This is a genomic window from Ruegeria sp. AM7, assembly GCF_056535965.1.
In genome coordinates this window covers 282,744-300,919 of record NZ_JBQFJE010000001.1, presented here as the reverse complement: position 1 = coordinate 300,919, position 18,176 = coordinate 282,744, and the positions used below count along the sequence as shown (strand labels likewise).

14 protein-coding genes are annotated in these 18,176 nt (G+C 56.7%); 12 read left to right on the top strand and 2 right to left on the bottom strand.

Going from position 1 to position 18,176, the window contains the following annotated elements:
• Window position 1: 1 nt before the first annotated feature.
• Together ACR3EG_RS01285 and ACR3EG_RS01280 are read right to left on the bottom strand one after the other, a co-directional pair.
• Window positions 2-622 carry a MotA/TolQ/ExbB proton channel family protein gene (locus ACR3EG_RS01285; protein ID WP_480482215.1) on the bottom strand — a complete coding sequence of 207 codons (621 nt, stop codon included), beginning with the start codon at window positions 620-622 and terminating at the stop codon, window positions 2-4.
• Window positions 623-625: 3 nt separating this feature from the next.
• Entirely contained in the window at window positions 626-1,042 is a 417-nt protein-coding gene (locus tag ACR3EG_RS01280) for a hypothetical protein (protein WP_480482213.1), read from the bottom strand.
• 382 nt (window positions 1,043-1,424) lie between these two features.
• On the opposite strand from ACR3EG_RS01280, the gene tssA reads away from it, so the two are divergent.
• The 12 genes from tssA to tssB (ACR3EG_RS01220) all read left to right on the top strand — a co-directional run bounded on the left by tssA (window position 1,425) and on the right by tssB (ACR3EG_RS01220) (window position 18,159).
• The gene (tssA, locus tag ACR3EG_RS01275) at window positions 1,425-2,471 is read left to right on the top strand and encodes a type VI secretion system protein TssA (RefSeq protein ID WP_480482211.1); all 1,047 of its coding nucleotides are present in this window, start codon (window positions 1,425-1,427) and stop codon (window positions 2,469-2,471) included.
• 67 nt (window positions 2,472-2,538) lie between these two features.
• Entirely contained in the window at window positions 2,539-3,054 is a 516-nt protein-coding gene (gene tssB, locus ACR3EG_RS01270; protein WP_170356373.1) for a type VI secretion system contractile sheath small subunit, read from the top strand.
• Between the two features lie 3 nt (window positions 3,055-3,057).
• Window positions 3,058-4,554, top strand: coding sequence for a type VI secretion system contractile sheath large subunit (tssC, locus tag ACR3EG_RS01265; protein ID WP_170356374.1), 1,497 nt, complete (start codon window positions 3,058-3,060; stop codon window positions 4,552-4,554).
• A 94-nt stretch (window positions 4,555-4,648) separates the two neighbouring features.
• Window positions 4,649-5,143: an Hcp family type VI secretion system effector gene (locus tag ACR3EG_RS01260; protein WP_480482209.1), complete on the top strand. Its 495-nt coding sequence runs from the start codon at window positions 4,649-4,651 to the stop codon at window positions 5,141-5,143.
• A gap of 79 nt (window positions 5,144-5,222) precedes the next feature.
• Window positions 5,223-6,044, top strand: a complete 822-nt coding sequence (locus ACR3EG_RS01255) for a type VI secretion system accessory protein TagJ (RefSeq protein ID WP_480482207.1) — start codon at window positions 5,223-5,225, stop codon at window positions 6,042-6,044.
• The gene (gene tssE / locus ACR3EG_RS01250) at window positions 6,037-6,531 is read left to right on the top strand and encodes a type VI secretion system baseplate subunit TssE (RefSeq protein ID WP_170356377.1); all 495 of its coding nucleotides are present in this window, start codon (window positions 6,037-6,039) and stop codon (window positions 6,529-6,531) included. Before ACR3EG_RS01255 ends, tssE begins: the two co-directional genes overlap by 8 nt.
• A gap of 4 nt (window positions 6,532-6,535) precedes the next feature.
• The gene (tssF, locus tag ACR3EG_RS01245) at window positions 6,536-8,413 is read left to right on the top strand and encodes a type VI secretion system baseplate subunit TssF (RefSeq protein WP_480482205.1); all 1,878 of its coding nucleotides are present in this window, start codon (window positions 6,536-6,538) and stop codon (window positions 8,411-8,413) included.
• Entirely contained in the window at window positions 8,377-9,444 is a 1,068-nt protein-coding gene (gene tssG / locus ACR3EG_RS01240; RefSeq protein WP_480482203.1) for a type VI secretion system baseplate subunit TssG, read from the top strand. Before tssF ends, tssG begins: the two co-directional genes overlap by 37 nt.
• 5 nt (window positions 9,445-9,449) lie before the next feature.
• Window positions 9,450-12,167: a type VI secretion system ATPase TssH gene (gene tssH, locus ACR3EG_RS01235; protein ID WP_480482852.1), complete on the top strand. Its 2,718-nt coding sequence runs from the start codon at window positions 9,450-9,452 to the stop codon at window positions 12,165-12,167.
• 62 nt (window positions 12,168-12,229) lie between these two features.
• Window positions 12,230-13,465, top strand: coding sequence for a hypothetical protein (locus tag ACR3EG_RS01230; RefSeq protein ID WP_170755847.1), 1,236 nt, complete (start codon window positions 12,230-12,232; stop codon window positions 13,463-13,465).
• Between the two features lie 67 nt (window positions 13,466-13,532).
• Complete coding sequence (locus ACR3EG_RS01225; protein WP_170356381.1) at window positions 13,533-14,387, top strand: ion transporter; 855 nt, start codon at window positions 13,533-13,535, stop codon at window positions 14,385-14,387.
• Window positions 14,380-18,159, top strand: a complete 3,780-nt coding sequence (gene tssB / locus ACR3EG_RS01220; protein ID WP_480482201.1) for a type VI secretion system contractile sheath small subunit — start codon at window positions 14,380-14,382, stop codon at window positions 18,157-18,159. Before ACR3EG_RS01225 ends, tssB (ACR3EG_RS01220) begins: the two co-directional genes overlap by 8 nt.
• Window positions 18,160-18,176 lie beyond the last annotated feature (17 nt).

Below are 18,176 nucleotides of genomic sequence, written 5' to 3'. Positions count from 1 at the left end.
CCTAATGCGCGCCGCGCTCCTCCAGTACCATGAGTTGTCCCACCGCGTTCTCGATGGATTGCGCGCCGGCTTCGGCCCGACCTGACAGTAGTGAAGCCCCAATCGCGGCTGGAATGGCGACCACCAACCCTGCTGCAGTCGTCAAAAGTGCTTGCCAGATACCACCTGCCAGAACCGAGGCATTTGCAGCGCCCTGTGCCAGCTCGAGCTCTTGAAAAGATTGGATCATGCCGGTCACTGTACCCAGCAAACCCAGCAGGGGTGATATCATTGCAATCAATTCCAGCACGCGAATCCAGCTGTTCATTGTGGCAAATTCCAAATTGCCGCGCCGTGTCAGCTCGGCCATTAAGGCGGGGCCTTTGAAGCCGTCGATAAGCCCCTGCATCGCGTAGGCACACACCCGGTCCGCTGGGGATTTGCCCGCGGCGACAGCCTGCTGCGCTGCTTGCCGTTCGCCCTTGGACCATTGAACAAAAGCGGAGTCCCTTACTGGTCCGCCCGAATTGACAGGGGCCAGTTTGATCACTTTGACGACGATTACGGTCAGAGACAGCAGGGATAGCAGCCCCAGAATGGCGATGATTGGGCCTCCGGTGCCCAAGTTTTCCAAGCCCGGCATGACTTATTGCGCCAGATTGGCAGCGGTCTTGCTGTCCAGCGCCAAAAGCGGGAAGCAATCGACAGGGTCAGAATTCTGCGGTTTGCATACAGGCAGGTCGTGCAGCAGAATTTCAGAAATATCCGAGCACTCAATCTCGGGGATTTCGAACAGTTTCAGAGTGGTCCGCTGAACGGGCAGAGGGGCGGCGTCAATCGACAGAAGCCGGTCGATCACCCCATCTTTGTCAAGGATCGCGAGCGACATTTCAAATTCTTCGAAACTGTTGTCTGTCTGATTGCGAAAAAGGAAAAATGCGCGGCAGCCTCCGGCTTCGCCGGGTTCGAATTTGTTAAGCTCGATTGAAAGCCTGCTTTCGTCCGCCTGCGCCATTAAAGCTGCACATGAAAGCGCGATGGCTGCAATAAGTCTTGTTCTCATTCTTCTCCCCATTCCCGATTGGCGGCCTTGCGCCGTAGTTCCGAAACACCGCGTCGTCCGACTTTGAGCAATCATTGCAGCATTGAACCGCAGGCAAGAAGAAAAAAATACATTGCAACTACATCTAAATCCGTCAGCCAAAAGAAAAATCGTGGATGCCCACCGTAGCGGCCAAGCAATGTCTTAGAAAAAACGTATTTTTTAGGTTTGACTTTGTGCCGGGTGTGCGGCTGATTCAACACAATGACTGGGCTTAAAACGTGAAATGTGTGCAAGTTTTGTCACTCTGTGAAATAGTTCATATTGGTAGTCGGGAACATCACGTTAAGCGGTGCCAACAAACGAAAAAGCGGTTCTCAACCGCCACGTTATTGGGGAGAGTATGAATTTATCGTCTTATCTGGAGCCCAGAAACGGAGACCAGCCGAGCGGCGAAAACCTGGAATATGATCCGGCGTTTACCGATCTGGAAATAGCTGCGCAGCCCGGCGAAGAGCGGCAAATGGGTGACGAGGTCGTCGCTGCCGAAGAACAGGACTGGGGTGATGTCGAGTCCAAAGCGCTGGCGATCATGGAGCAAAGCCATGACCTGCGTGCCGCAGTTTATCTGGCCGAGGCCGTATTGCACACCAAGGGCCTGCCTGCATTTGCGACCTCTCTGAATTATATCAAATCCCTGCTCGAAGATTTCTGGGAGACATGTCACCCCGAGCTGGACGAAGATGATGGCGATGCGACAATGCGGATCAACGCGGTGCGTGGTCTGGCTTCGTCGGATCGCATGGTAAAAGCGCTGCGTCGCACGGGTCTGACGGACAGCCGTATGTTTGGGCGCATGACTCTGCGCCACTTGGACGTGGTGGATGGCCGGATCAATATGCCCGCCGATCTGGATGACATCCCGGACGCCAACAGCGTTGCTGCAGCCTTCAAAGACACCGATGACGAGGTGCTGTCTGCAAATGCCGATGCGGTTTCGTCAGCACTTGAGGATGTCAGCGCGATTGACGCTGTGTTCTCGGACAAGACGCCGGGAGAAGGCCCCGATCTGGATCCTTTGATTGTGGCGCTAAAGAGCATCAAGCAAGCACTGGCCCAATATGCCGATGTTGGTGAGGTTTCTGCCGATGACATGGCAGAGGCAAGCGTTTCAGCGCCTTCTGCGGCCCCGACTGGTGGTGCGGCAGCGCCGGCACCTGCGGGCGGGGGTGCGATCAATTCGCCCGACGATGTGACCCGGATGCTGGATCGCATTATGGACTACTATGCGCGGTGCGAGCCATCCAGCCCGCTTCCCATTTTGCTGGAGCGGGCCAAGCGATTGGTCAATGCCGACTTTCTTACGATCATCGAAGACATGGCCAAGGAAGGCCTGGACGAAGTACGCCAGATTGGTGGCCTGAAAGATGATGATGACGATGGATTTTAATCCGCGCCCGGCAGCGCCGGGGCGGGGACCGAAACAAAAAACTGACGGATGAATCGAGGAGCAACAGATGGCTGACAGTTCACAAAAATTCATAGCCCGGAACAGGGCTCCGAGGGTTCAGATCGAATACGATGTGGAGCTTTACGGAGCCGAGAAAAAGGTGCAGCTGCCCTTCGTTATGGGCGTCATGAGCGATTTGGCCGGTAAGTCCGAGGTGGAACAGCCTGCGGTTGCCGACCGGAAATTCCTGGAGATCGACGTCGACAATTTCGATGACCGGATGAAGTCGATGGCGCCGCGTGCAGCGTTTACCGTGCCGAACACGCTGACCGGTGAAGGTAATTTGGCTGTGGATATCACCTTTGAAAGCATGGACGATTTCAGCCCCGCTGCTATCGCCGCCAAGGTTGCTCCGCTGAAAGAGCTGCTGGATGCGCGGACGCAGCTGTCCAACCTGATGACGTACATGGACGGCAAGACCGGGGCCGAGGATCTGATTTCGAAAATCATGCAGGACCCCAGCCTGCTGAAAACACTTGCAGCCCAGCCCAAACCGGGCGGCGACGCTGCCGAGGAGGAATAAAAGATGGCCGATCAAGAAGCCAATGTAGAAGCCGCCGAAGGCGCAACAGCGTTTGGATCCTCAGAGTTCGAAGCGCTGCTGACCAAGGAATTCCGTCCGAAATCGGATCAGGCGAAAACGGCCGTGGAAAGCGCGGTTAAGACGCTGGCCGAGCAGGCGCTGGCCAATACCGGCCTGATTTCGGATGACGCTTTGCGCTCGATCGAAGGGATCATTGCCGAGATCGACAAGAAGCTGACCGAACAGGTCAACCTGATCTTGCACCACGAAGAATTCCAACAGATGGAAAGCGCGTGGCGCGGCCTGCATTATCTGGTGAACAACACCGAAACCGACGAGATGCTGAAAATCCGCGTGATGAACATCTCGAAGAAAGACATGCACAAAACCCTGCGCAAATTCAAAGGGACCGCATGGGATCAGTCGCCGATCTTCAAGAAACTCTATGAAGAAGAATTCGGCCAGTTCGGGGGCGAACCCTATGGCTCGCTGGTGGCGGATTACCATTTCGACCACAGCCCGCAGGATATCGAACTGTTGGGTGAGATGTCCAAGATCGCCGCTGCGGCGCATGCGCCTTTGATCACCGGGGCCAAGCCGAGCCTGTTCCAGATGGACAGCTGGTCGGAACTGGCCAACCCGCGCGATCTGACCAAGATCTTCCAGACCCCGGAATACGCCGCATGGCGCTCCCTTCGGGAAAGCGAGGATTCCAAATATGTCGGTCTGGCTATGCCGCGTTTCTTGGGGCGTTTGCCTTACGGTTCTAAAACCGAACCGGTCGAGGCATTTGCGTTTGAGGAAGACACAAGCGGTGCTAACAGCGACAGCTATAGCTGGGTGAACGCGGCCTATGGCATGGCGGTCAACATCAACCGCTCGTTCAAGGAATATGGCTGGTGCTCGCGCATTCGCGGTGTGGAAAGCGGCGGTACGGTCGAAGGCCTTCCCGCACATACCTTCCCAACCGACGATGGCGGCGTGGATATGAAGTGTCCGACCGAGATTGCAATCTCGGACCGGCGCGAGGCGGAATTGGCCAAGAACGGCATGATGCCCCTGATCCATCGCAAGAACAGCGACTCGGCGACGTTTATCGGCGCGCAGTCGCTGCACAAGCCTGCGGAATACGATGATCCGGATGCAAGCGCCAACGCAAACCTTGCCGCGCGCCTGCCGTATCTGTTCGCGACCTGCCGTTTTGCGCATTACCTGAAATGTATGGTGCGAGACAAAGTCGGGTCATTCAAAAGCCGTCAGGACATGGAAAGCTGGTTGCAGGACTGGATCAACCAATATGTTGACTTCAACGCCGACATTTCCGCCGAAGCCGAAAAGGCGCGCAAGCCACTGGCCTCGGCCGAGGTTGTGGTCGAAGACGTGGAAGGAAACCCTGGATATTACACGTCCAAGTTCTTCCTGCGGCCGCATTACCAGCTTGAGGGGCTGTCCGTATCTCTGCGATTGGTATCAAAGTTGCCATCAGAAAAAGCAGGTTAAATCAAAAACTTCGGCGGCGAGTGAAGTGGTTCACTGCCGCCGAATCAAACCTCGAATATCTCAGAGTCATCTCTAGTCCTTAAAGGAAGGTAAAATGGAAAACGTATTCATCAAAATGGACTTCCCTGGTGAAGCCCGCGAAAAGCAGCATACTGACTGGATCGCCTGTAAAGAGATCAGCTGGGAAGTTGCGCGCACCCTCGATATGGGCGACATGGGGACCACTCAGCGTGGATACGCGAACGCGAATTTCGGCAAGGTTTCGTTGACAACCGAACTCAGCAAAGCATCGGCCAAGCTGATGACCTATGTTGCATCGGGCAAAGCCAATGGTGAGATGACAATCCACCTGTGCCGGTCGGGCGACGACGAAAAGAAAGGCATGGAGCCTTATCTGATCTTCACCCTGCGTGACGCGATCGTCGACAGCTATTCGGTGTCGGGTGGCGAGGAATCGATTCCGTCGGAAAACTGGACCGTTGCGTATCGCGGTATCTCGATCAAATACCGCATCGCCGATTTCAAAACCGGCAAGCTCAGCGATTGCAACGAGTTCAAGTGGAACCTGGAAACCGGCGACGTCAGCTGATTTTCACCACGATCCGGGCTTTGGCGGCGCATGTCGCCCAAGCCCTCTTTAATTATTATCCTGACGACGCGAGGGCCGCATGACGCCGGAAGACCATCTAAGAACAGGCGATCTGACTGCCACGCTTACTGCGCTGCAAGACAAAATCCGCGCCAATCCCGCAGATGCCAAACTGCGGATTTTCCTATTTCAGCTTTTGTGCGTTATGGGCGACTGGAAACGCGCAATCACGCAGTTGAAACTGAGCGCCGAAATGGATGAGGCGGCCACGATGATGGCCAAGACCTACCGCGAGGCGATCATCTGCGAAGTGTACCGCGAAAAGGTTTTTGCAGCCGAAAAGACACCCATGGTTTTCGGCGAGCCCGAAGAGTGGCTGGCCCACCTGATCGAAGCGCAGAAACTGACGGCCGGAGGTAATTTCGAGCAAGCTGCCGAAATGCGGGCGAAAGCCTTTAATGCAGCCCCGGCAACCTCGGGAACTGTCAACGGTGAGGCATTTGAATGGATCGCTGATGCAGATATGCGTCTGGGTCCGGTTCTGGAAGTTATTGTAAACGGTCGTTATTTCTGGCTCCCGTTTTCACAAATCGCCCGGTTAGAGATCGAAGCCCCCAGTGATCTGCGCGATGCCGTCTGGACGGCCTGCACATTGACTGTCGCCAGCGGCGGAGAAGTCGCTGCGCTGATCCCGACACGGTATCCCGGTACAACCCAGCAGGGTGATGATGCAGCACGTTTGGCGCGGGCGACAAGTTGGATGGATGCGGGCTCTGATACATTTGTGGGCGTGGGTCAGCGTCTGCTGACAACGGATCAATCCGATGTCGCCTTGTTGGATGTGCGCGAACTGGTACTGAACGTGGCCACCGAGGCCGGGGAAACGGCAGGAGATGGCTGAGAAGACCCTTGCCGAACGCCTGCAGCCTTCGCTTCTTGATCGGCTGACGGACGATGCGCCGGACCAGCAAAAAGAGGGTCGCGACGCACGTGTGATCGACGTCGGAAGGCTTAGGGAAATCATCCAGCGCGATTTGTCTTTGCTTCTGAACACCACTGATCAGTCCGATCTGATCGATGAAGACGTTTACCCGCACGCGGCGAAATCTGTCCTCAACTATGGCATTCGCGAGACGTCGGGCGCCTTTTCCACATTGCGGCAAGCGCAACGTATTCAGCGTTCGATTTCCGATTCCATCGAGGTTTTTGAGCCACGGATCGTTAAGGGTTCAGTTGCAGTGGATTTGCGTTCTGAAAAGGGCTCGGGTGAAATGCATGTTGAATATGACATCCGTGCCGTCATGTGGGCGCAACCGATGCCCTTGGAACTCTATTTGCGCAGCCGTGTAGATATAACGACCGGCGAAGTCGCAATCGAGCGGAGTTGACGTAATGGACACCCGTTTGCTTAAGCACTACGAAACCGAACTGGCCTTTCTGCGCGAAATGGGGGCCGAGTTTGCGGCCGCTTACCCCAAGATCGCGTCGCGTCTGGGCATGGAGGGGATTGAGGTCGTCGATCCCTATGTAGAACGGTTGCTGGAAGGCAGCGCCTTTCTGGCGGCCCGGGTTCAGTTGGAACTGGACATGCAGTTCCCGGCCTTTACCTCGAACCTTCTCGAAATCGTGTATCCGCATTATCTGGCCCCTACGCCCTCGATGATGATTGCCCAATTCGAGCCTGACATTGGCAACGCGGCGCTGAAAGAAGGTTATGAAATTCCCCGTGGTACGACGCTGCGTTCGCATTTGGCCGAAGGCGAACAGACAGCATGTGAGTTCACGACCTCAGCCGATATGACGCTGTGGCCCATCGAGATTACCGAGGCCGAGTATATCGACGGTCGAGGTGAACTGGTCGCAGCTGGGGTCGCAAAAGAAACTGACGCACGGGCTGGTATAAGGCTTCGTCTTAATCGGACCGATGGCGAGCCCATGTCAGAGCTGGCCTTGGACAGGCTTGTACTGCATCTGGACACTCAAAGCGGCAAAGCTTGGGCGCTGCACGAACTTCTGGCGACACAATGTGTCGGTTTGACTGGACGGTCGACGGATCGGCGTGCTGACTGGACCGTCCGCTTGACTGGAGCGGATGCGGTTCCCAAAGGGTTTGAACGGGAAGAGGCCCTTTTGCCGACGCCGCGCCAATCCTTTGATGGCTACCGGTTGCTTCAAGAATATTTTTCAATGCCTGAACGGTTTCTGTTCGTAGAGCTGACAGAGTTGCAGCCAGCGTTGCGGCGATCAACGGGTACCGATGTCGACATCTACGTTCTGTTGCGCGACGGGATGCGTGATGTTGCTCCGGCGGTCGCACCTGCAGCGTTCGCGTTGAGTGCTGTTCCAGCCGTCAACTTGTTTCGTCGCAGATGCGACCGGGTGCACATTACCCAAATGGATATCGAACATCACGTCGTTCCTAACCGAACAGCAGGGCTGGACTTTGAGATTTTCGCGATAGACCGGGTAACTGGAATTCAGTCCGACGAGGAAGGGGACGTCCCATTTCGTGCCTTTTACAGCGAAACTGATCTGACGGCTGCGGGCGATAATCATTCGGCGTACTACACGGTCAAACGCCGTATGCGTCAGCGCAATGAAAAAGAGCGTCTGCGCGGCGTGCGCACCTCGTATCTTGGATCCGAGGTGTATCTGTCTTTGGTAGACCGGGCCGAAGCACCTTATCCAGGAACGCTGGATCAGTTGGCGGTCGAGGCTTTGTGTTCGAACCGCGATCTTCCCATGCTTCTGGCAGCAGGTGGCGCGGATGTTTTCCACTTGCCCGAAGGGGGCCCAGTCAAATCCGTGCGCACACCGGTGACGCCCACACGCCCTCATGCAACGCTGGCACAAGGCGACGCGGCCTGGAAACTGATTAGCCATCTGAGCCTGAACTACTTGTCCATCGCCGGCGACGGCAAGGAAGGCGGCGCTGGGGCGCTGCGCGAATTGTTGGGAATTTACGCCCCTCTGGGCAACCGCGTGACGGAAAAGCAACTAGAAGGTGTTGTGTCCGTTAGCAGCCGTCCGATTGTGCGGCGCATGAGCGACGAAGTTCTCAGCACCGCCGTTCGCGGGCTTGAGATCACATTGGGCTTTGATGAGAGCTTTTATGAGGGCACCAGTGTTTATGTTCTGGGTGCGGTGCTGGAACGGTTTTTTCGAAAGTACACAACCATCAACAGCTTTACGGAAACTGTTCTTAAGACCGAAAGACGAGGAGAGATTGCCAGATGGCGACCAGCGGCGGGCCTGGGCAGGGTCATTTGAACCTGCTTGCCGCTCTGGCGGCACATCCTGAAAGGCATCACGTCTTTCAGGCGCTTCGCGTGATCGAGGCGCATTACGCCGACGCGCCGCGTCTGGGTGAATCCCGCCGTCCGCACGAAGACAAGGTGCGACTGGGTCAGGACGTGTCGTTGGCCTTTCCGCCCACCACTCTGACCCGGTTCGAACCGGCAACGGATGGCGCACCCGGCAAGCTGAGCAATCTGTTTTTTGGCTATTTCGGCCCGCAAGGGCCTTTACCGCTGCATCTGACGGAATTCGCTCGCGACCGGTTGCGCAACCACCGAGATCCGACCTTTGTTGCCTTCGCCGACATGCTGACGCATCGAATGATGAGTTTGCTTTACCGGGCATGGTCGGCTGCTGAACCAGCCCCCAGTTTTGACCGTGGGGATGATCCCTTCGAACAACGCGTTGCCGCTTTGGCCGGGTTCAAAGGAGACGGGTTCGATGACCGGGACGAAATGCCTGACATGTTGCGTCGGTTTTTCGCCGGACATCTGGGATCAGGAACCAAGACCGTCGAAGGGCTTATAGCGATTCTGTCTGATTATTTCGGCGTCGAGGCTCATGTGCAGCAATTCGTCGGCAGCTGGCTTGAACTTGAACCCGACGATACATGGCAGTTGGGTGGACCCGTGCGTTTGGGGCAGTCCACAAGTATTGGCAACCGGGTCTGGTCGCGCTCTGCCAAGTTTCGCATCCGACTGGGGCCGGTCTCTTTCGAGGATTACAAACGCCTTCTGCCCGGAGGTTTGTCGCAAAAACGGCTCGAGTCCATTCTTCGCACGTATGTCGGTGATACACTGGATTGGGAGGTCAATCTGGTGTTGGCCGGTGACGAAGTCCCACGTGCCTCGCTAGGCGGTACGACGCAGCTGGGCCATACAAGCTGGATCAGAACCCGCGACGACCCGGATGAAATGCGTCCGGATGTCGACGATCTGATCCTCTACCCCGGATACATGAACCAAGAATTTGAGGCCGCTGAACCGGTCCACAACGAGAGGTAATGAAGATGACGGAAATCAGCCGCGTGTCGCTGTTCGGCAAGCTGAACAAGCTGGGGTATCAAGCGATCGAAGGGGCCACTGTGTTCTGCAAGATGCGGGGTAACCCTTATGTCGAAATCCAGCACTGGCTGCACCAAATCCTGAATGGTCAGGACAGTGACATTCACCGCATCATCCAGCATTACGATCTGGACCCCGGCAAGATTGCGTCCGAACTAACCCGTTCGCTGGATATGCTGCCGCGTGGGGCGTCCTCGATCTCGGACCTGTCGGACCATCTGATGGACGCGATGGAGCGGGGCTGGGTCTGGGGCTCGCTTCTGTATTCCGACAGCAAGGTGCGCACCGGCTATCTGATCCTTGGTATGCTGAAGACGCCTGCGTTGCGCAACATTCTGGCCAGCATGTCGCCAGAACTGGCCAAGATCGGTGCCGATGATCTGGCCGACAAGTTTGCCGAAGCCACCGAAGGCTCGCCCGAGGACACGCTGGGCGCGCAGGATGGTTCAAACGTCGGTGGCGGGGCCGAGCCCGGCGAGGCCAGCGGCGCGATGGCCCCCGGTGCCATGGGCAAGGGTGAGGCGCTGGAGCAGTTCTGCACCGACCTGACCGAACAGGCTCGCAACGGTGAGATTGATCCGATCGTGGGGCGTGACGAAGAAATTCGACAGATCGTCGATGTGCTGATGCGCCGCCGTCAGAACAACCCGATCCTGACCGGTGAGGCCGGGGTGGGTAAGACCGCCGTGGTCGAAGGGTTCGCTCTGCGGATTGCGCGCGGCGACGTGCCGCCCGCGTTGAAAGATGTACGCCTGTTGGTGCTGGATGTGGGCCTGTTGCAGGCCGGTGCCTCCATGAAAGGCGAGTTTGAAAACCGACTGCGTCAGGTGATTGACGAAGTTCAGGCCAGCCCGACGCCCATCGTGATGTTTGTCGATGAAACCCACACCTTAGTCGGGGCAGGGGGTGCTGCAGGAACCGGTGACGCGGCCAACCTGCTGAAACCGGCGCTTGCACGGGGCACGCTGCGCACCATCGGCGCGACCACATGGGCCGAATACAAGAAATACATCGAAAAAGACCCGGCTCTGACCCGGAGATTCCAAGTCGTGCACGTTGAGGAACCCGATATCCCGAAAGCGGTTCTGATGATGCGCGGCATTGCCTCGATGCTGGAAAAACACCACCGCGTGCAGGTTTTGGATGAAGGGATCGAAGCGGCGGTGACTCTGTCCGCCCGTTATATTCCCGCTCGGCAATTGCCGGACAAATCGGTCAGCTTGCTGGACACGGCCTGCGCGCGGGTCGCGGTGTCTCAGCACGCGGTTCCAGCCGAGGTGGATGACAGCCAACGGCGGATTGAGGCCCTGACCACCGAGTTAGAGATCATCGAACGGGATGAAACCGCTGGATATGATGTCGCCGACCGGCGTGAGGCGGTGAATGCCGCGAAAGAGGCAGAAGAGGCGCGTTTGGCCGAACTCAACGGGCGTTGGGAGGCTGAGAAGAAAGTGGTCGAGGAGATCCTCGACCTGCGGGCCAAGCTGCGCGCAGGCGGGCAGGAGGTCGAAGGCACCGGCACCGCCGAGGGCGAAGCCGCAACCGACGAAGCGCCGGATGTGCAGCCCATCGACCGCGATGCGCTGCTGGCGGAGCTAAAAGCCAAGAACAACGAGTTGGAAGAACTGCAGGGCGACAGCCCCCTGATCCTGCCCATCGTTGATCATCAGGCGGTGGCGAGTGTTGTTGGTGATTGGACAGGCATCCCCGTGGGTCGCATGGTCAAGGATGAGATCGAGACAATCCTGAACCTTGAAACCCGTCTGGCCCAACGCGTCATCGGTCAGGACCACGCGATGAAGATGATCGCTAAGCGGGTGCAGACCAGCCGCGCGGGGCTCGACAATCCCAACAAACCCATTGGTGTCTTTATGCTCGCAGGTACCTCGGGCGTGGGTAAAACCGAAACCGCGTTGGCGCTGGCCGAGGTGCTTTACGGTGGTGAACAGAACGTCATCACCATCAACATGTCTGAGTATCAAGAGGCCCATACGGTCAGCAGCCTGAAAGGCGCGCCTCCGGGTTATGTCGGCTATGGCGAGGGTGGCGTTCTGACTGAGGCGGTGCGGCGCAAGCCGTATTCCGTGGTGCTGTTGGATGAGGTCGAAAAAGCCCACCCCGACGTACACGAGATCTTCTTTCAGGTTTTCGACAAGGGCGTGATGGAGGATGGCGAGGGCCGCGTGATCGACTTCAAAAACACGCTGATCCTGTTGACCTCGAACGTCGGCACCGAAATGATCATGGATATGTGCGCCGATCCCGACCTGATGCCGGAACCCGAAGGCATGGCCAAGGCGTTGCGCGACCCGCTGCTGAAAGTGTTCCCACCTGCGCTGCTGGGACGTCTGGTGACGATCCCCTATTACCCGCTCAGCCCCGATATGCTGGGCGAGATCACCAAGCTGCAACTGGGCCGCATCAAAAAACGCGTGCAAGAGGCGCATGGCGTGCCGTTCGAGTACACGGATGCGGTGGTCGAAGAGATCGTCAACCGCTGTCAGGAATTGGACAGCGGAGGGCGTATGATCGACGCGATTGTGACCAACACGATGCTGCCCGATATCTCGGCTGAATTCCTGAAAAGAATGATGGAGGGCCAAGAAGTTAGTAAAGTCGTGATCAATGTCACAGACGGCGACTTCACTTATGGATTTGACTGAGCGAGACCGCGCTTTTGACGGATCACAAACCAAAAGAATTTCGCCAGTGGAGGACCCCCTAGATGGCAAAGACAACAGTCACCAAACATAAGTTTTACGTCGTCGATCTGATCCGATCGAAGCCCAAGCTGGAATACATCGAAATCCCGAAATACCGGGTCGATGTGGCGTTTGAAATCACGAAATCGGGCAAGCTCAAGAAACCCGATCCGGTACCCTCGACGGCGTTGAAACGTTTGGAAGACGCCGGCCGGCAAGTGCTGGATGATTACGAAAAGACCATCACTCAAGAAGCTATCCGACTGGACAAGAAGGTCGGCGAATTGATGAAGACGCCTGGGAAAAAGTCCCAGGCTGAAGCTGAAAAGCTAATTCAAGGCGTCAACCAGTCGATCAAGAATGCCATGGCTTCCGCCGAAAGCGCGGCCCAGGTGGCGATCGAAAAAAAGCTGAAAGATGAGGCCAACAAAGACAAGCTGCTGAAAGAAGCGCGCGTCAAAACCACGGTCAAAGTGACCATGGGTGTGGTCAAGATCAGCGGAGCCGTCGCGCGTTTGGTGGCAACTTCAGGTGCGGATGCAATGGCGTATAAGACCATCGCCAAGCAGGTCTATTCCCTGGGCAAAGAGCTTCAGCAACAGCTGAAGGGCGAGGAAAAGCTACGTAAGGATTTGTACAAGGCAATCCAGAACTACATGAAGCTGCGCGAAAGCGTCATCATGCAGGCGGCAGAGCGTCAGGGCATTACGGATACTTCGGGTATTTCTGTGAAAAAGCCTCTGGAAGCGATTAAGAAGTTCACCGCCAAAGCGGTGGCGATGGGTGAGGAAGTCACCAAAGGCAAAGACCCCAAGACAATCGCAAAGAACATGCTGGATTTTGCGGCCAAGGCAGTCAAAGGCAAGGCGGATGACGCCAAGAAAGCCAGAGAGAAATATCGCGAACACACGACGAAGACGCGGCATAAAGTTGATGACCTGGGCGCATCTGCAGACAAGCTCATGAAGGCTGCCCGCGGGTCGAAAACCCTGAAAGAAGGCATCAAACTGGGCGCGGAGTGTATGAACGTGAAACGCTCGGCCAGTGAATTGTCGAAAAAGCTGGAAGATCGGGAAAATTTCCTGACCGAAATGAACACTCTGATGGAAGGTAACGGACTAAAGGTGGATGACACAGCGATCATCGACAAGATCAAGGCGCTGGACAAGAAAACGATCGCGACAGAAGCCAAGAACATGTTCACCAACATCAAGACCGTGAAAGGTATGATCGACAATATCAGTGATGCTGTAGGGTGATCGACATCTAAAAAGGCCGGGCGCATCACACGAGCGCTCGGCACAAGCAAGACGACAGGAGGCAAGGGTGGAAGACGGTATCGAGAAGAGCGAAACGCTCCGCGAAACCGTGCGCGCGTTCGTCGAACGCAAGGCGGTAACCAACACAATTCTGGGTGTGATCATTTTCAACGCAATCACGTTGGGACTGTCCACCTCACCTTCGGTTCAGGCCAATGTTGGCCATGTCCTTCGGGTTATCGACACTGTCGTGCTGGGAATTTTTGTGGCGGAATTGCTTCTCAAATTCTACGCTTACCGTCTGAGCTTCTTTAATAACGCCTGGAATATTTTCGATCTTGTGGTTGTAACGCTTGGCCTGCTGCCCAACCGTGATGGGTTGTCGGCGCTTAGGGGGTTGCGTGTTATTCGCGCGATGCGATTGCTGTCAGTCATTCCGCAGATGCGGTCGGTGGTGCAGGCGCTGCTGGACGCGCTGCCGGGGATGGGCGCGGTGATCATCATGATCTCGATCGTGTTCTATGTCTTTGCCGTCATGGCCACGCTGATGTACGGCCCAGATTTCCCCGATTGGTTCGGTACGCTGGGCCGGTCGCTTTACACGCTGTTCCAGGTCATGACGCTGGAAAGCTGGTCGATGGGCATCGTACGTCCGGTGATGGACGTGCATCCGACGGCCTGGATATTCTTTGTCCCCTTCATCGTCATAACGGCTTTTTCGGTATTAAACCTGTTCATTGGCCTTCTGGTCAACACGATGCAGTCGGCGGTTGAAGACGAGTCAGTGGAAGAGTTTTCGCACCTTCGGGACCTTGTTCGCAGTGAAACGGATATTGTGGACGAACACGTGATGGAGCTTATGGTCGAGGTCAAAGCCTTACGCCGCGAGGTCGCGGAATTGAAAGGACAAGGCAATGGCTGACAACTCGCAAAAGTTCATTGCGCGTAACCGGGCGCCGCGCGTTCAGATCGAATATGACGTGGAATTGTACGGGGCTGAAAAAAAGGTCCAACTTCCATTTGTGATGGGCGTGCTCAGCGACCTGTCCGGCAAATCCAAGGCCGAGACGCCTTCGGTATCCGATCGCAAGTTCCTTGAGATTGACGTCGACAATTTCGACGACCGCATGAAGGCGATGGCCCCGCGCGTCGAATTCGTGGTGCCGAACACGCTGACCGGCGAGGGCAGTCTTTCGGTTGATCTGACATTCGAGAAAATGGACGATTTTAACCCGGCCCAGATCGCCGCCAAGATCGAACCATTGCAGAAGCTGCTGGATGCACGAACGCAGTTGGCTACTCTCATGGCGTATATGGATGGCAAGGCCGGTGCAGAGGCGCTGATCGAGAAGATCTTGGCTGATCCTGCGTTGTTGGCAACGTTGGCCAACAGTCAGGTTGATCAGCAAGATACACAGACAACACTCGATGCCCTGCGCGAAATGGCCCCAGAGGAAGCACCTGATGATCGCTCGGTCGCCGATGCTTTGGCCTCTCTGCCCGACGCTGAAATTGAAGAGCCCACAGATGACACGTCAAATGTCTTGTCAAATCTTTCCGCAGCTGCGCCCCAAGACGCACCGGAAGACAGGTCTGTGGATGACGCCCTAGCTTCTTTGCCAGACGCCGTCGAAACTGACGATCCGCAGGATGAGTTTGCGGATGTGCTTTCAGATTTGGCGGAATCCGCTCCTGACGACGAACAACAGTATCGGTCGGTCGAAGAGGCCTTGTCTTCGGTTCCAGAGGTGACACATGAAGACGTCGAGGATGATACCACGGGTGTTTTGTCTGATCTGGCGGATCGCGCACCGGAAGAAGTTACAGAAAGTGATGCTCTCGAGGATGCATTATCTTCCCTGCCTGAGGTCGAAGACAGAAGTGCGGCCGATCACTCGGATGTCTTGTCAAACCTCGCCGATGCGGCGCCAGAGGATGAGGCGTTGGACACCAGTTTGGATGATTTGCTGGGCGACCTTGCCGAAATGGCTCCTGAAGAGGACATGTTCGACGAAAGTTCTGCGGCAGAGGCTCTGGCCTCATTGCCCGATGTGGCGGATGTCGAGGATGCCGATGACAGTGACGATATTCTGTCCGATTTGGCCGATGTAGTTCCTGATGACGGCCCAGAAGACACCAGCCTAGATGATTTGCTGGGCGATCTTGCCGGCATGGCTCCTGATGAGGATGCGTCTGACGAAAGCTCTGCGGCAGAGGCTTTGGCGTCGTTGCCCGATGCGGCCGAAGTCGAGGATGCCGATGACAGTGACGATATTCTGTCCGATTTGGCCGATGCAGATCCAGATGACGGCCCAGAAGACACCAGCCTAGATGATTTGCTGGGCGATCTTGCCGGCATGGCTCCTGATGAGGATGCGTCTGACGAAAGCTCTGCGGCAGAGGCTCTGGCGTCGTTGCCCGATGTGGCCGAGTTTGACGATGCGGACTCTGATCTTGATGATCTTTTGGCCGATCTTGCCGAGACTCCCTCTGAGCAGGTTGACGCAAGTGATGACACCGATGACGTCTTGGCGTCCCTTCCTGACATTGACGAGGATGAGGACGCAGACAGTTTAGATGACGTTCTCGGCGATCTTGCCGACGCTGCCCCGGATGAGGACGCAGAGGATGACGATGATCTTGACGCGCTGCTGAACGATTTGGCTGAAACCGCTACTGAGCCGGACAGCTTGGACGACATAGACCTGGATGATCTTCTGGGCGATTTGGCGGATGAGGGCACGGAAAGCGACGGCGATGCGCAAGAGCCCGACTTGGATGACCTCGATTTGGACAGCTTGTTGGCAGAAGACGAGACTGAAACCGAGGAAAGCAGCGAAGTTGACCTGGATGATCTGGATCTGGACGACCTGTTGGGGGATTTGGATGACGTATCCGAACCCGAAGAACAGGGCGATGACGATTTGGATGACGCATCCGTTTCCCAAGAGGTCAAGACGGATGGCGAACCGGTGCTGGCCTTTGGCCGCATGAGCGCCGACCGGCCCGAGCCGGAACAGTTGAAACGCAGCCGGTTCCGAATTGCCATCTTCGGTGATTTCTCGGGCCGGGCGGCACGGGGGCAGATGGAAACTGGCGATGCGCTGGCTGTGCGCGCGCCGATCCTGCTGGACGCCGATACAGTCGAAGATGTGATCTCAAGTTTTGCCACTAACTTGGTTCTGCCCATCGGTAAGGACGGCGCGGGGATCGAGGTCAAGTTGACCGAACTGGACGATCTGCACCCCGACGAGCTGTATGAAAAGGTCGCGCTATTCGAAGGGCTGTCGGGCCTGAAAGGCCAGCTTGGCGCCGGAGCTACCGCCGATCACGCGGCGAAACAGTTGACGGCATGGGGAGAGGAATTCGGGCAGGCCGTGGTGCCGCCGCGCAAAACGTCTGGTGGCAATACTGTGCGGGCTGATCTGAAACTCAGTGATTTTCAGAAGCTGATCGGAGATACGAGCGGAGAGCTGGCGCAGCCTTCTCCGGTGGATGATCTGCTGAAACGGGTGGTCGGGCCGCATATTCGCAAACTGCCCAGCCCGGACGTAGCGGCGATGAAAACAGCGGTGGAAAAGGCGCTGAGTACGGCGATGCGCATGGTTCTGCATCATCCCGAATTCCAGTCGATCGAGGCGCAGTGGCGCAGTCTGGACCTGATCGCGCGCAGCGTTGAGGATGACGATACGCTGGACGTGATCCTCTATGATGTTTCGGCCGAAGAGATTGCGGCCGATCTGGCGTCGGAAGAGGATCTGGCCCAGACCGGGTTGGTTCGTCTTCTGACCGAGGAACCCTTGGATGAGGAAAACGGGCGCGGCGGCTATTCCGCCCTGATCGGGCTTTATACGTTCGAGGAAACCCCGCCCCATGCCGAGTTGCTGGGGCGTATCGGCCGGGTCGCCGCCCATGTGGATGCGCCTTTCATCAGCGCGATCACCCCCGCCTATCTGGACATCAAGAAAGAGGATCGCCACCCGCTGGTGGTTAAAGCCTGGGATACGTTCCGCGCGATGCCCGAGGCCGGGCATGTCGGGCTTGCCTCACCTCGCTTTATGCTGCGACGGCCCTATGGGGCCAAGTCCGAGCCGATATATGAGTTCGACTTTGAGGAATTCACCGAAGCTGAAGGTCTGCGCGGGATGCTGTGGGCCAATCCGGCGGTGTTGGTGACAATCCTGTTGGCGCAGTCCTTTAAGCAGAATGGCAAAGCGATGAATCTGGGGGCCGTCATGAGCCTTGGTGGGGTGCCCTATCATTTCGTCAACGACCGATACGGTGACCAGGTGGCGCTGCCCTGTACCGAACGCAACCTGACAATGGACAAGCACGAACATTCGGTCCAGCGGGGCTATATGCCGGTGCTGTCCGTCAAGGGACGGGACGAGATCCGGCTGGGCTCGTTCAACTCGGTCGCGGGGCAAGAGCTTCTGGGGCCATGGTCGGGTGTTCCCGCCCCGGCGCCTTCGCCGGATGTACCTGATGCGCCCGAATCCGATGACCCAGAGTTTGACGAAACGACAGTCGAGGATGACTTTGATCTGGATGATCTGGGGCTGGAGGACGATACCGGTTCTGGTGACTCGGACGATTTGGATGATTTCCTTGCTTCCTTCGATGACGATGCGGAAGAAGATGAGGATGACGACGAAATGGACCCGGAATTGGCCGCATTATTGGCTGATCTGTAACGGCGTATCCAACGCGA

Coding starts and splice junctions, on each gene's coding strand:
- ACR3EG_RS01285 (WP_480482215.1), bottom strand. CDS start 622: ATGCCGGGCTTGGAAAACTTGGGCACCGGAGGCCCAATCATCGCCATT.
- ACR3EG_RS01280 (WP_480482213.1), bottom strand. CDS start 1,042: ATGAGAACAAGACTTATTGCAGCCATCGCGCTTTCATGTGCAGCTTTA.
- tssA (WP_480482211.1), top strand. CDS start 1,425: ATGAATTTATCGTCTTATCTGGAGCCCAGAAACGGAGACCAGCCGAGC.
- tssB (WP_170356373.1), top strand. CDS start 2,539: ATGGCTGACAGTTCACAAAAATTCATAGCCCGGAACAGGGCTCCGAGG.
- tssC (WP_170356374.1), top strand. CDS start 3,058: ATGGCCGATCAAGAAGCCAATGTAGAAGCCGCCGAAGGCGCAACAGCG.
- ACR3EG_RS01260 (WP_480482209.1), top strand. CDS start 4,649: ATGGAAAACGTATTCATCAAAATGGACTTCCCTGGTGAAGCCCGCGAA.
- ACR3EG_RS01255 (WP_480482207.1), top strand. CDS start 5,223: ATGACGCCGGAAGACCATCTAAGAACAGGCGATCTGACTGCCACGCTT.
- tssE (WP_170356377.1), top strand. CDS start 6,037: ATGGCTGAGAAGACCCTTGCCGAACGCCTGCAGCCTTCGCTTCTTGAT.
- tssF (WP_480482205.1), top strand. CDS start 6,536: ATGGACACCCGTTTGCTTAAGCACTACGAAACCGAACTGGCCTTTCTG.
- tssG (WP_480482203.1), top strand. CDS start 8,377: ATGGCGACCAGCGGCGGGCCTGGGCAGGGTCATTTGAACCTGCTTGCC.
- tssH (WP_480482852.1), top strand. CDS start 9,450: ATGACGGAAATCAGCCGCGTGTCGCTGTTCGGCAAGCTGAACAAGCTG.
- ACR3EG_RS01230 (WP_170755847.1), top strand. CDS start 12,230: ATGGCAAAGACAACAGTCACCAAACATAAGTTTTACGTCGTCGATCTG.
- tssB (WP_480482201.1), top strand. CDS start 14,380: ATGGCTGACAACTCGCAAAAGTTCATTGCGCGTAACCGGGCGCCGCGC.